Here is a 12,850-nt window from a genome sequence, read left to right on the forward strand (position 1 = left end):
GTCTACACATGTTGCGACTAATTGGGGAGCTTTGGAGATACATAGAGAAGCGGGCTTTACTGCTTTTCGGAGGGGGCTTTGCGCAGCCACACGCCCGCAAACTCGGGCTGCACCGTCGTGTCCACCACGCGCAGCAGCTCATCGGTCAGGCGCGCGAGGTCAGTCTCGTCGCGGGCGGTCAGGGCGAATTGCGCCAGCACCTGCTGGGCGTTATATTTCCGGCGGTAGAAGCGCCGGTCGATCAGGTTCTGAATGCGCCGCCGCAGTGGGAAGAACAGCGCCGCAATCACCAGCGTCGAGGCAACTGTCGCCACCTGCGACTGATCAGCCTGCGGGATGACGAGCGTAAGAAGTGCCTGGCCGAGCAGAATGCAGCCCACGTACACCAGGCCCAGCGTGATCGTCAGCACCGAATACACCAGCGTGCGCCGGATAATTACCTCGATATCGAACAATCGGTAGCGTGTGATCGCAATGCCCAGACAGACCGGCAGCGTGAACGTTCTCAGAATGTCAAGCGGCAGACTCAGCGCAATCGGGTGGTCGGCGATGATCGTGCTGAATTCCGGCACCGAATTTATCGCGATCCACCCAAGAATGTTAACGCTGAAGCCGGCCAGACCCAGGCCAAGCCATGCTGTCTGGGCGCGCACAACCGGGTCGCGCACGCGCAACACCGTATACACTGTAGCGACAATAAACGCAATTAACACCAGTGCCGCATACAAACCCAACTGGGCCAGGTAAATCAAGAAATTTCCAAACGCAAAAGACGCAAGTGTGGCGGCGAATGCCAGCCCAAAAACCAATATTGGGACAAGACGCGGCCAGCGCGACACCGGCCAGATCGGGCGAGGAAAGCTCAGCACCAGCAGCAGCAAAGGCGCAACCAGCAGCCAGCCGTAGAAGCTCCCAGGCAGATTACCGGGGAACCAAGCCAATGGAGAAGAAACAAAATTGTTGCCGCTCATTGTGCTTTCCACCGGCCAGAAGACCAGATCATGAATTGCAATCGACGCAAACGCCACAAGCAGCAATTGTGCGGCGCGGCTGCCCGGTCGCAGCCAGAAGATCACTGCGGTGCACAACAAAAGCACGAGATCGTTTGTGTAGTACTTTAGCTCGAACCAGAATGCTCGGGCAACCTGATCGACGCTCCAGTCGTGCAACGGCACAGCGAGATCCAGCGTTTGGCCGGCGCGCACGACACGGTACTGTACGACGCCGCCGTCGACCCAGCCGGCTGGAGGCAGCGTTTTGACCACCTGAGTTGGGTCGCCGACGGCTGATCGGCCCGCAAACTGTTCGATTGTGTCGCCAACGCGCAGTGGTGTATGCCAGTCGCCGACGCAGCCCTGAACCGTTGGAGTCGCGACGCTGGTTGTGTCCATCAAGCAGCCATCGTTTGGAATCGTGAGTTGTGCCGCTGTGCCGGCGAGACAGAGAATTAAAAACACTACAATGGTGCTGAGCGTAACCCAGCTTCCGCGATCAAAGCGACGTTCATTCTGTTGTTCGTTGGTCAAGACTGAAGGCTGCATGGATGTCTCTTTTTCTGTAAGTGAACGCTATCGCGTGTCGCGTTCCGGTTTGCGCAGCCACACGCTCACAAACTCAGGCTGCACGGTTTCGTTCACCACGCGCCCAAGTTCAGCCGTTAATGCCTGAAGGTCGGTTTCGTCGCGCGCGGCGAGGGCGAATTGAGCCAGTACCTGCTGGGCGTTGTATTTCCTGCGGTAGAAACGCCGGTCGATCAGGTTCTGAATGCGCCGGCGCAATGGGAAGAACAGCGCCGCAATCACCAGCGTCGAGGCAACTGTCGCCGGCTCGGAATTGCCCGTCAGACGGGTGGCGAGCGCCTGCCCGAGCAGAATGCAGCCGACGTAGATCAAGCCAAGCAGAAGCGTCAGAATTGAGTAGACCAGCGTGCGCCGGATGATGATGTCGATGTCGAACAGCCGGTAGCGCAGGATGGCAATCGACAGACAGACGATAAACACCGGGAATGAGAGGTTCGAAAGGAATGCTGTCAGATAAATCGCCCAGATAAACTGCGATTCTGGAGTCAGCACAACTGTCAGCAAGACGAATGGCACAAATAATAGGATCGCCCCGATCAGGCCGCCAAGCATCCAGCGCAGTTGTGTACGGCTTACAACATCACGTTGGGTGAACGCGGAGTGAATGGTGGAAAGCAGCGAGAGCAGAAAAAATCCGCCTGTCAGGCCATAGCCAATCTGTGGCAGCCAGCCAAATATCGCGACGAGTAACCAGAAAATTGTGTAGGGAAGCGCCAGGAGCCAGGGCGCGCGCCGCAGCACATTCTTTGGGCGCGGAAAGGTGAGCGATAGCGTAAAAAAAGTTGGTCCGATGAAGAAACCGAAGATCCAGTAGTTCAGCAAGGCAGTTAACCACCAGATCGAGCTTGTCTGCGTTGTTGGTCCATCCGGAATAAAGCCCAGGCTGATATTATTGGCAAGAAAGGCAGAACCAAGCAGCAAGAGCGCACGCGCTGCCAGCTCGTAGGGGCGTTTGAGCAGCACAAACAGGCCGATGCTAAACATGAGCAGCGCGCTCACGACGTTGCTGATGGCACTGAAATCGCGGAAGGTGTAGGCTACGATGCTTGCGAGTGTCCAATGCTTCAGCGGCACGGCAAGGTCGGCAGCCTGCCCATCACGCAGCACTGTGTAGCGAACAATCTGCCCGGCCTGCCAGCCATCTGATACCGCCGGCACGACCATGGTTTGCAGTTGGTCAATGTTCATGCCAGCAATATTGGTTAGCCGATCGCCCGCCTGAATTGGCGAGGGCGGGCCAAGCAGATTGGTGGTGAAAATCAGGACGTTAGCTTGGTAATCGTCGGTGGTCGTACCCTGGCTGTAGTTCCAGCCTTCGGTGGGCAGCAACACGCGATAGATCACCTGCGCAATATCCAGGCAGATCAGGGCCGCCACAAACAGCAGGATGAGCCACGCACCACGCGGCAGCTGGCGCTCGCTTATCGCCTCGGCGCTTCTCATTCCTGGCTCGCTTTCCATTCTCTTGGCCATATCTGGCAAACTCATTCTGCACTATTCATACACGGCAAGCGTCCGCCAATCGTTACGAAGCACGTTACGGGTCGTCGTGCAGCACGGTTTGCGCGGCATAGTATCCACACAGTCCGTGCACGCCCCCGCCCGGCGGCGTAGACGACGAGCAGATGTAGACGCCCTTCGCGGCGCTTCGGTAGGGTGTGAAACTCCATGTTGGGCGGGTGTAAAGCTGCCAGAAATCCTGCACACCGCCGTTGATGTCGCCGCCGATGTAGTTGGCGTTGTGCGCCTCCATTGCCGCCGGGTTCATCGTGCTGCGCGCCAGAATGCGGTCGCGAAAGCCCGGTGCGAAGCGCTCGATCTGCCGCTCGATCCGCTCGGTCATATCGCAGTTCGAGCCGTGCGGCACATGGCAGTAGGCCCAGGCGGTATGTTTGCCCGCCGGGGCGCGTGTGGCGTCGAACAGGCTTTGCTGTGCCAGAAGAACATATGGCCGCCCGGCGTGTCGACCCTGCCAGGCGCCTCGCTCCGACTCCGCAATTTCGGGCAGCGTCCCGCCGAGGTGTACCGTCGCGGCGCGGGAGCACTCGGGCGCGCGCCAGGGGATCGGCCCGTCCAGCGCCCAATCGAGCTTGAACACGCCGGGGCCATAGCGGTAGCGGCCCAGCGCGCGCCGATACGAGGCTGGCAGCCGTTCCCCCGCGATTCGCACAATCTGGCGCGGCGTCAGGTCGAACAGCACGGCGCGGCTTGGCGGGAGCTGCGCCAGCGTCTCGACGCGCTCGCCTGTCACGATCTCGCCGCCCAGCGCGCGCAGGTAGCCCGCCAGCGCGTCGGCAATGCGCTGCGAGCCGCCGCGTGGGATGGGCCAGCCAAATGTGTGGCCCAGGCTCGCCAGCACCAGCCCGGCGGCGGCGCTCGGTGCGCGCTCCAGCGGCAAAATCGAATGCGCGGCCATTCCCGCAAAAAGCGCCCGCGCCCGCTCGCCACGGAAGCACACCTCGGCCAGGGCGCGCGCCGGCCAGACCGCCCGCAGCCCAAAATGCGCCAGCGCCAGGGGGTGGCGTGGCAGCCGCAGCGGCGCGTGCGTCGTGGTCGCGATGCGCTCCCAGTTGCGTGCAACTGGCGCCATCAGCCGCCAATAAGCCTCGGCATCGGGCCCGAGCGTCGCGCCAGTCGCGCGCACTGAGCGTTCAAGACTAGCGGCGTTACCGTCATCGAACGGGTGTGCCAGCGGCGCGGGCGGGTGAATCCATTCGAGGCCGTGTTCGTGAAGTGGCAGGCTCTGAAAAAAAGGCGAGCCAACGCCCAGCGGGTGCACTGCCGAGCAAATGTCGTGGACGAAGCCGGGCAGCGTCAGCTCAGCCGAGCGCGTGCCGCCGCCGACACCTGGCTCGGCTTCCAGCACCAGCACCGAGCGGCCGGCCCGCGCCAGTGTAATTGCGGCGGCCAGACCGTTCGGCCCCGCCCCAACAACGACGGCATCGTAGTGAGTTTGCGAACGTGATGTCATTCGAGCCAGTCTATGTGCAACGGTATCGCCCTGCTCGCATCATTGTTTGCCCACCTGCGGTCAAGACCATACGAAGCCTGTTCAATTGGAGCCTGCATGCCCTACGATCCAAGCCGCCACCATCGGCGCTCCATCCGCCTGCCCGGCTACGACTACACGCAGGCCGGCGCATATTTTGTGACCATCTGCGTGCAACATCGCCAGCATTTGCTCGCCACCATCGGCGCGGACGGGCACACACTCTCGCCACTTGGGCAGATTGTGGCGCGCTGCTGGCTTGCGCTGCCGCGACATTTTCCCGCACTCACGCTCGACGCCTGGGTGATCATGCCCGACCATATGCACGGCATTCTCATCGTACACGATGCGCCCGCCGAGCGCGTACCTGTCCCCGCGAATGGCGATTGGCCGAATGGCACGCGGCGCGGCTCGCTGAACGCCATTATGCAGAACTTCAAATCCGTTTCCACACGCAAAGTCAACGCGGCACGGCACACCCCCGGCGCGTCGCTCTGGCAGCGCGATTACTACGAGCGCATCATCCGCGACGACCGCGCGTTCCAGCGCATCCAGCGGTACATCGAGGAAAACCCAGCGCGGTGGCGGTGGTAGCCCATCGGCGTGCATACCACGGTGACACGGATACGTCGTCGGCGAGACATCGCCGGGTCGTCGGCACACGTAGGGGCGAAGCATTTGCCCACATCGATCGAGGCCACTCCGATCAAGAACGATGTATCGTAAATCGGCGCTGCTCCGATCTTCGGGTGCAAATGCTTCGCCCTTACTTACACCACGTCGTGTCGCACACCATGTCGCCACGTCCCACACCACGTCGCCACGTCCCACACCACGCCGCCGCGCCCACACCACGCCGCCGCGCCACGCCACACCGCATCGCCACACCACGCCACACCACGCCGCCACGCCACACCACGTCGCCACGCCACACCACGTCGCCACGCCACACCACGCCGCCACGTCCACACCACGTCGCCACGTCCCACACCACGTCGCCCCGCCCACCCACGTCGCCACACCCGACCCCACGTCGCCGCGCCCACACCCCACGCCGCATCACCGCCCGACCGCGTTGCGCACCCAGCGCAGCGGCGCCGCCGCGCCACACCACGCCGCATCACCGCCCGACCGCGTTGCGCACCCAGCGCAGCGGTGCCGCCATGGTATAGAGCATCGAGCGCATGGCCGCGTTGTGCCAGATATTGCCGGCCTGCCGCCATTGCAGGGTCGTGTCGACACAGGTTTTGCTCAGGCTCACATCCTGCGCGCAGGCGAAGTGCGCCGCCAGCGATTGCAGCACGTGCGTCCAGATTTTTTCCTGCTCGCGCGAGCCAATCACGCGGAATGCCAGCTCGTACATGGGATCATTGGCGCGCGCCATGCTCTGCACCTGCGCGACGATTGTGTCGTCAGCCTCATCATCCTGAAAGGCGCTAAACGTCACCCAGCCCGACTCGGGGTGGCCCTGCGGCGTCATCAGCGTAAACGACTCGTCGTCGGCATACAGCACCATCACGCCCGTGCCGACAGGCAAACCTTGCAGTGAGGCGTTGATCAGCACCACTTCGCCCGGCGCAACGCCCGCCACCGAGGGGTAGAAGCGGTTCTGCGGCGGCTGAAACTCGGGAAAGCGCTCCTTCCACACGCGGACAACGTCGGTGGGTGTCAGCCCTTCGCCATGGAGCCGCACCTGGTAGGTTTTCTGCCAGAGCGCGCCAAAGCCCTGGAGCGGCCCAACCACGCGCCGCCCTTCGACATTCAGGTTCATCGCGCCAGCCGGCACCGTGCCGATAGTCAGCGTCTCAACGCGCCCGGCCCAGTTGGCGGCATCGCGCGGCTGGCTGGCCTGGGGTTCTTGTTCTTGCTCGGTCATATTCGCCTCGCTCTGTGCTACAGGTGGGGAAACAGTTTACAGTGCGCGCGCGGCCGTCAGCGCCGCCGCCTCGCCATCATACACGCCAATCGCCTCGTTCAGGCGCGTCAGCTCGAAAATATGCCGGTAGTGATCGCTCAGACCAAACACCATCAGTTTCTGGCCCTGTCGGTTCGCGCGGATCAGCGTGGTGACGAGCAGGCCGATGCCGCTACTGTTCATATATTCCAGCCCGCTGAAGTTCAGCAGCACCGCGCGCACGCCTGCGCCACTGGCCTGGTTGTATGCCTCATTCAGCACCTTCTCGGCAAAAGCCGTTACTTCGCCCTGAATGTCGATAATGCTCACGGTGCCGCCGGCCTTGCGAACGTTCATGGTGACATTGGCTTGTGGCATGATGATGCTCCTTGGTCGCTGTGTGGTTAGGCGGCTGTTGCACCCGCCAGGGCGGCCGTCTCATCGGAAAAAATTGCCATGAAATCCGCGAGGCGCGTGATCTGAAAAATCTCGACGTAGTGCTCGCTCAGCCCGCAGACCGTCAGGCGGCGGCGAGCCGCGCGCGCTTTCGCCAGCAAGCCGACGATCAGCGCAATGCCGGTGCTGTTGATATAGTCGACATCGGCGAAGTTCAGCAGCACCAGCGCGGGGTTGCTCGCTTCGGCCAGGGCATAGGCGTCGTTCAGCGCGGCGCTGCCGAATGCGTTGATCTCGCCATGCAGGTCGATCACGATCGCGCCCGGCACTGCGCGCACCTGCGCCTCAAGCGGTTTGTTTGGCATCGTCCTTTCCCTCCAGATGCAGTATGAGTTCAATAGCGTGGTGCTGCTCGTCGCTGCGCACATTCATTTCGTCAACCATGCTTTTGATCAGGAACAAGCCCCAGCCGCGCGGCGATTGATCGCCATCCAGCTTGGCGTAGATGTCGGGTGTTTCTGCCGCCGCAATTGGCGCGCCCCCGCCATTGTCAATAATATCGACCGCCAGGCGCGTGGCCGAAACGCGCGCGCAGAGATGCACCATCTGCGCGGGGTCGTTGTGGTTGCCGTGCTCGATCGCGTTCATGGTTGCCTCGGCCACGGCAGTTTTGAGCCGTTCGAGCCGCCGTGCGGGCAGGTTCAGCGCACTCACCGCGTCGCCAACCTGCTCCATCGCCAGGCGCTCGTTGCCCGGCTCGCTCGGCAGGTCCCACTCGGCCAGCGTGCGCCATTCGGTCGCGGTGGCGGGCTGCGCAGGCTGCATATCGCGCTCCAGCAGCACCATGGTTATGTCGTCTTCCTGCTCCCAGCCTGCGCCAGTGAATTGCGCCAACTCGTCGAGCAGCATCTCGACCAAGCCTTCGCTGCCGCGCGCGTTTCCAAGCAACTGCTGCAGCCGCCCAAAGCTGAACATATCGCGCGCGGGGTTGTGCGCCTCGACCAGGCCATCGCTGTAGAACAGCACGCCTTCGCCCGGCGCGAGGATCATTTCCTTTTCTTCGTAGTTCATTCCCGGCATCAGGCCCAGCGGCATGCCACGCGCGCGCAGCTCGTCCACACCCTGCGGGCCGTGGCGGTAGGGCAGGTCGTGGCCGGCGTTGGCAAAGCGCAGCAGCCCGCTCGCCGGGTCGAGAATGGCGTACAGGCAGGTGACAAACATGTTTGGCGGGATCTCGTCGCAGAGCACGTCATTCACGCGCTCCAGCACCGCGCCGGGCGATTCGAGCCGGCCCGCGGCGGCGCGCAGCATGCTGCGGGTGGTTGCCATCACCAGCGCCGCTGGCACGCCTTTGTCGGTCACATCGCCAATCACCAGGCCTAGTTGCCCGCTCGGCAGCTCAATAAAGTCGTAGAAATCGCCGCCAACCTCGCGGGCGGGCTGGTAGTAGCGTTCGAGGTGCCAGCCCTGAATCACCGGCACTTCTTTGGGCAGCAGCGTCTGCTGTACCAGCTGCGCCACGCGCAGTTCCTGGGCAATGCGCTCACGCTCGCGCGCTTCAAGCTGCTGCTGGCGCACCAGCTGCGCCACGCGCACGGCTGGCGCGGCCTGCACCGCCAGCGTATTCAGCAGCGCGCGGTCATCCGACGAATATTCCTGCTGGCTCAGGCGCGGCCCCAGGCTGATCAGGCCGATCAGCTCGCCTTGCCCAAGCAGCGGCACCACCACCTGCACGCCGGCTGCGCGCATCGCCTCCAGCGCCGGCGATTCTAGCCGCAGCCGCGCCAGCTCGGCAGCACCCGGCACGCTCAGGAAGTAGGCGATTAGCGGGTCGTTGGGCGCGATCTCAATTGCCGGCACCACCTTGAGTTGCACCGACACGGGCGCGGGTTCAACAGCCGTTTGTGGCTCGGCAACACGCCGCGTGGCGCGCCGGAAATACTGGAGCAGAGTGGTCATACGCTTCTCACAATCACTTCACGGCGGGAGTGTAACGCGCAATCGTCCGGGTATCGTTACGAAAAACGTTACGGGCGGCAAAAGCGAAAGAATTTGTTTACTGTTTGATGGTGCGGTGGGGGTAGTATAGCAAATTGGTGCAAGGTCGCGATTCGCTTTTGGCACGGCGTAGCCGTACCTTTCCAGAAGGATTTTCGTGAGCAATAGGTGGCGCTGAAACGACGCTGGGCCGGCAAATGTGTGAAATAATGGAGCGACGTGCAGAAGTATTTGGCCACAGAGAACACGGAACACACTGAGGTTGGAGATCTCTGCTCAGTGACCTCTGTGCGCTCTGTGGCGCGATCGTTTTGCTTTCAGCTCCAGGAAATCAAGGGCAGCAGGAGGAAAAAAGAGCCATGACCCTTTACTACTACCGGCCCGGCAGCGCGCCAGCCGCAACCCAAACGCTCGCCGCCGATCTGTGCGTGTATGGCGCGACGGCTGCGGGCGTTGCTGCCGCCGTGGCGGCTACGCGGCTGGGCCGCACGGCGGTGCTGATCGAGCACGGCGGGGCGGTGGGCGGCATAACGGCGGGCGGCCTGAGCATGACCGACATTGGCAACAAGCGCGCAATCGGCGGGCTGTCGCGCGAGTTCTACCGCCGCTGTGGCGCGCACTACGGCGAAGCCGAAGAATGGCGCTTCGAGCCGCACGTTGCCAGCGCCGTGCTGGCCGAATTGCTGGCCGAGGCGGGCGTGCCGGTGCGCACGCGCCAGCCGCTTGCCAGCGTCGCGATGGACGGCCAGCGCATCACGAGCATCACCACCGAGGGCGGGCTGACGGTGCAGGCGCGCATCTTCCTCGACACGAGCTACGAAGGCGACCTGCTGGCGCGCGCCGGGGTTTCCTACACCGTCGGGCGCGAATCGAACGCGCAGTATGGCGAAACGCTGAACGGTGTGCAAATTCACCCGACCCACCAGTTCGACCTGCCCATCGACCCCTACATCACGCCCGGCGACCCGAGCAGCGGCTTGCTGCCCGGCATCGAGGCCGCGCCCGCCGAGCCACCCGGCACCGGCGACCATCGCGTGCAGGCGTACAACTTCCGGCTGTGCCTCACGCGCGCGCCGGGTAATCGCATCCCCTTCGCGCAGCCCGCCGCCTACGACCGCCGCGAATACGAGCTGCTGGCGCGCTATTTTGCCGCCGGCTGGGGCGCAGAGGTGTTTCGCAAGTTCGACCCGATCCGAGGCGAGAAGGTGGATATGAACAACCACGGCGGCCTCTCGTCAGATTTCATTGGCCGCAACTACGCCTACCCGGAAGCTGGCTACGCCGAGCGCGAGCGCATCTTCCAGGCGCACGTGAGCTACCAGCAGGGCTATATGTGGTTCATGGCGAACGACCCGGCGGTGCCGCCCGCGATCCGCGAGCGCTGGGCCGAATGGGGGCTGGCGGCCGACGAATTCACCGCGACGGGCGGCTGGCCGCACCAGCTGTATGTGCGCGAGGCGCGGCGCATGCTTGGCGATTATGTTATGACCGAGCACGACTGCCGGGGCGCGACGGCGGCGGATGACGTGGTGGGGCTGGCGGCCTACACCATGGATTCGCACAACTGCCGGCGCTTTGTGCGCGACGGCCGCGTGTGGAACGAGGGCGATGTGCAGGTGGCCGGCTTCCCGCCCTACCCGATCAGCTACCGCGCGATTGTGCCACGGCGCGGCGAGTGCGAAAATCTGCTGGTGCCGGTGTGCCTTTCGTCCTCGCACATCGCCTACGGCTCGATCCGCATGGAGCCGGTCTTTATGATCCTCGGGCAATCGGCTGCGGCGGCGGCGAACCTCGCCATTGCCAAAGGCTGCGCCGTGCAGGATGTTCCCTACCGCCAGCTGCGCGAGCAATTGCAGCGCGACGGGCAGGTGCTGAGCTGGGATAATCTGGCGGGCGAGCTGGGCGAAGTGGTGTGAGTGTTTCGGACGACGGACAACGGACGACTGACCACGTCTAGGGTGGTGTGCATAAGACGCGCACCCTTCGATACGCGCTTCGCGCACTCAGGATGCGCATACACATTACATCTACGTCGTCAGTGGTTGTCGATGGTCGCCTTCGTCTAGGGCCATGTCGAAGTCCAAATTTCATCCACAGGTGACGCAGATTACGCAGATGAGAGACCACATATCTGTGTAATCTGCGCAATCTGTGGATCGATCACGTTCTCACTCCAACGTCGACTTGCCCCAGCGCCTTCATCGGCGGTCGGTCGGTGGGAATTAGGGAAGAACGTGACCATTGCAATCGCCAAGCCCTATTCCCTATCCCCCACCCCCTGCGCTGAAAGCGCAATTAGTTCGCCAGAAAGTTGCGCAGCAGCTGCTTGCCCGCGTCGGTCATGATCGATTCGGGGTGGAACTGCACGCCCTCGACCGGCAGGTCACGGTGGCGCAGGCCCATAATCAGCCCGTCGTCCGTCCAGGCGGTGATTTCCAGGCACTCGGGCAGGTCGTCGCGGCGCACAATCAGCGAGTGGTAGCGCGTGGCCTGAAAGGGCGCCGGCAGGTCGCGAAACACGCCCGCGCCCTCGTGATGGATCTGCGAGAGCTTGCCGTGCATCACCTGTGGGGCGCGCACCACCACGCCGCCGTAGGCCGCGCCAATCGACTGGTGGCCCAGGCACACGCCCAGGATCGGGAAGCGTTCGCCCAGCTCGCGGATGATCGGCACGCTGATGCCGGCTTCGTTGGGCGTGCACGGCCCCGGCGAAATAACGATCTTTTCGGGCGCAAGCGCGGCCACTTCGCGCACAGTCAGCTCGTCGTTGCGCTTTACCAGCACGTCCGCGCCCAGCTCGCTCAGGTACTGATACAGGTTATAGGTGAACGAGTCGTAGTTATCGAGCAGGAGGATCATTGGCGTTTCCTTACTTTGCTGCGGCCCGCAGCGTGTCTTTCAGCATGTCGTAGGCCGGCTTGGGCTTGTACTGGTCGTCGAACAGGAGCGCCGCGCCAAAGCCGGGGAAGAAATCGGGCACCCACGAGTGCTTGTCGGTGAAGCCCCAGGTGGTGAACTCGGTGCAGTTGGGCGCGGCCAGGCACACCTGCAGAATTTCGCGGTAGGCGCGGGCCTGGCGCTTGAGCGCGGCAGTATCGGGCGGGATGGGCTGGCGCACATCCATCTCGGAAATATGCACCAGCAGGCCCAGGTCGCCCAGGCGACGAATGTTCTCGGCAACTTGCTTGGCGTCGGGCGGGCCAGCCAGCGTAATATGCATCTGCAAGCCCACGCCATCGATCGGCACGCCGCGCTGCTTGAGGTCGCGCACCATATTGTAGATCGCGTCGGACTTGGCGTTCATTTCTTCGCCGTTGTAGTCGTTGTAGAACAGCTTGACGTCGGGATCGGCGGCGCGTGCCAGCCGAAACGCCTTTTCAATATAATCGGGGCCGACCAGCCGCCGCCACACGCTGTCGCGCGGGCGGGCGTTGTCGTCAATCGCCTCGTTCACCACATCCCACTCGGCAATGCGTCCCTTGTAGCGCCCAACCACGGCGGCGATATGCTCTGTCATGGCTTTTTCGGCGTCGGCGGGCGTGAGCTTGGGGTCTTCGATGAAGGGCGGCAACTGCTGGTGCCAGAGCAGCGTGTGGCCGTGCACGCGCATGCCGTGGTCTTCGGCGAACTTCACCAGCGCGTCGGCCGGCCCCCAGTCGTAGTAGCCGGGAATGGGGTGGATCAGGCCGAACTTCATGACGTTCTCGGGCGTGACCTGATTGAAGCTTGCGCCGAGCACGCGCGCATACTCGGGCTCGGCGGCCAGCGCGTCGGTGTTGACGGCCGCGCCGACATAGAACTTGCGCGCCGTCGCGATGTCGCGCAGCTCGGCATTGGGGCCGAGCGTAGGAACCGCTGTTGGCGGCACTGCCGTGGGCGGCGCGGCGGTGGGTGGCACTGCCGTAGGCACGGCGGCGGGCGCACCCGCGCAGGCGGCCAGTGCGATGAGCATCAGCAGGCTCCAGGCGATCAGGGCGGTGTGTCGTCTCATCG

At 63.4% G+C, this 12,850-nt stretch carries 12 protein-coding genes; 2 read left to right on the forward strand and 10 right to left on the reverse strand.

Features of this window, described 5'->3' with window-relative positions; translation table 11 throughout:
• Window positions 1-56: 56 nt before the first annotated feature.
• The 3 genes from M1P90_RS12730 to M1P90_RS12740 all read right to left on the reverse strand — a co-directional run bounded on the left by M1P90_RS12730 (window position 57) and on the right by M1P90_RS12740 (window position 4,551).
• Window positions 57-1,391 (reverse strand): hypothetical protein, encoded by a 1,335-nt coding sequence (locus M1P90_RS12730; protein ID WP_483703030.1) that lies wholly within the window; start codon window positions 1,389-1,391, stop codon window positions 57-59.
• A gap of 177 nt (window positions 1,392-1,568) precedes the next feature.
• Window positions 1,569-3,023: a hypothetical protein gene (locus tag M1P90_RS12735; RefSeq protein WP_483703031.1), complete on the reverse strand. Its 1,455-nt coding sequence runs from the start codon at window positions 3,021-3,023 to the stop codon at window positions 1,569-1,571.
• A gap of 94 nt (window positions 3,024-3,117) precedes the next feature.
• A complete protein-coding gene (locus M1P90_RS12740) occupies window positions 3,118-4,551 on the reverse strand; it encodes a phytoene desaturase family protein (protein ID WP_483703032.1) in 1,434 nt (477 codons plus the stop codon).
• 96 nt (window positions 4,552-4,647) lie between these two features.
• On the opposite strand from M1P90_RS12740, the gene M1P90_RS12745 reads away from it, so the two are divergent.
• Window positions 4,648-5,163, forward strand: coding sequence for a transposase (locus M1P90_RS12745; RefSeq protein WP_483703033.1), 516 nt, complete (start codon window positions 4,648-4,650; stop codon window positions 5,161-5,163).
• A gap of 172 nt (window positions 5,164-5,335) precedes the next feature.
• Here the strand turns inward: M1P90_RS12745 and M1P90_RS12750 are convergent, their stop codons facing one another.
• From M1P90_RS12750 to M1P90_RS12770, 5 genes are read right to left on the reverse strand one after another with little or no spacing between them, the layout of a single operon-like run.
• Window positions 5,336-5,683, reverse strand: coding sequence for a hypothetical protein (locus M1P90_RS12750; protein WP_483703034.1), 348 nt, complete (start codon window positions 5,681-5,683; stop codon window positions 5,336-5,338).
• A gap of 6 nt (window positions 5,684-5,689) precedes the next feature.
• A complete protein-coding gene (locus M1P90_RS12755) occupies window positions 5,690-6,445 on the reverse strand; it encodes a DUF1990 family protein (RefSeq protein ID WP_483703035.1) in 756 nt (251 codons plus the stop codon).
• 36 nt (window positions 6,446-6,481) lie between these two features.
• Complete coding sequence (locus tag M1P90_RS12760; protein ID WP_483703036.1) at window positions 6,482-6,841, reverse strand: STAS domain-containing protein; 360 nt, start codon at window positions 6,839-6,841, stop codon at window positions 6,482-6,484.
• Between the two features lie 26 nt (window positions 6,842-6,867).
• On the reverse strand, window positions 6,868-7,224 hold the full coding sequence (locus tag M1P90_RS12765) for an STAS domain-containing protein (protein ID WP_483703037.1): 357 nt from the start codon (window positions 7,222-7,224) through the stop codon (window positions 6,868-6,870).
• Window positions 7,205-8,818, reverse strand: a complete 1,614-nt coding sequence (locus M1P90_RS12770; RefSeq protein WP_483703038.1) for an ATP-binding SpoIIE family protein phosphatase — start codon at window positions 8,816-8,818, stop codon at window positions 7,205-7,207. Before M1P90_RS12770 ends, M1P90_RS12765 begins: the two co-directional genes overlap by 20 nt.
• A gap of 398 nt (window positions 8,819-9,216) precedes the next feature.
• Between M1P90_RS12770 and M1P90_RS12775 the strand changes: the two genes are divergently transcribed.
• Window positions 9,217-10,773: an FAD-dependent oxidoreductase gene (locus tag M1P90_RS12775; protein ID WP_483703039.1), complete on the forward strand. Its 1,557-nt coding sequence runs from the start codon at window positions 9,217-9,219 to the stop codon at window positions 10,771-10,773.
• Window positions 10,774-11,152: 379 nt separating this feature from the next.
• On the opposite strand, the gene M1P90_RS12780 is transcribed toward M1P90_RS12775, so the two are convergent.
• Window positions 11,153-11,716: an anthranilate synthase component II gene (locus M1P90_RS12780; RefSeq protein ID WP_483703040.1), complete on the reverse strand. Its 564-nt coding sequence runs from the start codon at window positions 11,714-11,716 to the stop codon at window positions 11,153-11,155.
• A gap of 10 nt (window positions 11,717-11,726) precedes the next feature.
• Window positions 11,727-12,848, reverse strand: coding sequence for an endo-1,4-beta-xylanase (locus M1P90_RS12785; RefSeq protein WP_483703041.1), 1,122 nt, complete (start codon window positions 12,846-12,848; stop codon window positions 11,727-11,729).
• Window positions 12,849-12,850 lie beyond the last annotated feature (2 nt).

The organism is Kouleothrix sp. 19917 (assembly GCF_057073505.1).

What these genes read in the sequence shown, in the direction of transcription:
- M1P90_RS12730 (WP_483703030.1), bottom strand. Translation starts at nt 1,391, where the DNA reads ATGGACACAACCAGCGTCGCGACTCCAACGGTTCAGGGCTGCGTCGGC.
- M1P90_RS12735 (WP_483703031.1), bottom strand. Translation starts at nt 3,023, where the DNA reads ATGAGAAGCGCCGAGGCGATAAGCGAGCGCCAGCTGCCGCGTGGTGCG.
- M1P90_RS12740 (WP_483703032.1), bottom strand. Translation starts at nt 4,551, where the DNA reads ATGACATCACGTTCGCAAACTCACTACGATGCCGTCGTTGTTGGGGCG.
- M1P90_RS12745 (WP_483703033.1), top strand. Translation starts at nt 4,648, where the DNA reads ATGCCCTACGATCCAAGCCGCCACCATCGGCGCTCCATCCGCCTGCCC.
- M1P90_RS12755 (WP_483703035.1), bottom strand. Translation starts at nt 6,445, where the DNA reads ATGACCGAGCAAGAACAAGAACCCCAGGCCAGCCAGCCGCGCGATGCC.
- M1P90_RS12760 (WP_483703036.1), bottom strand. Translation starts at nt 6,841, where the DNA reads ATGCCACAAGCCAATGTCACCATGAACGTTCGCAAGGCCGGCGGCACC.
- M1P90_RS12765 (WP_483703037.1), bottom strand. Translation starts at nt 7,224, where the DNA reads ATGCCAAACAAACCGCTTGAGGCGCAGGTGCGCGCAGTGCCGGGCGCG.
- M1P90_RS12770 (WP_483703038.1), bottom strand. Translation starts at nt 8,818, where the DNA reads ATGACCACTCTGCTCCAGTATTTCCGGCGCGCCACGCGGCGTGTTGCC.
- M1P90_RS12775 (WP_483703039.1), top strand. Translation starts at nt 9,217, where the DNA reads ATGACCCTTTACTACTACCGGCCCGGCAGCGCGCCAGCCGCAACCCAA.
- M1P90_RS12780 (WP_483703040.1), bottom strand. Translation starts at nt 11,716, where the DNA reads ATGATCCTCCTGCTCGATAACTACGACTCGTTCACCTATAACCTGTAT.
- M1P90_RS12785 (WP_483703041.1), bottom strand. Translation starts at nt 12,848, where the DNA reads ATGAGACGACACACCGCCCTGATCGCCTGGAGCCTGCTGATGCTCATC.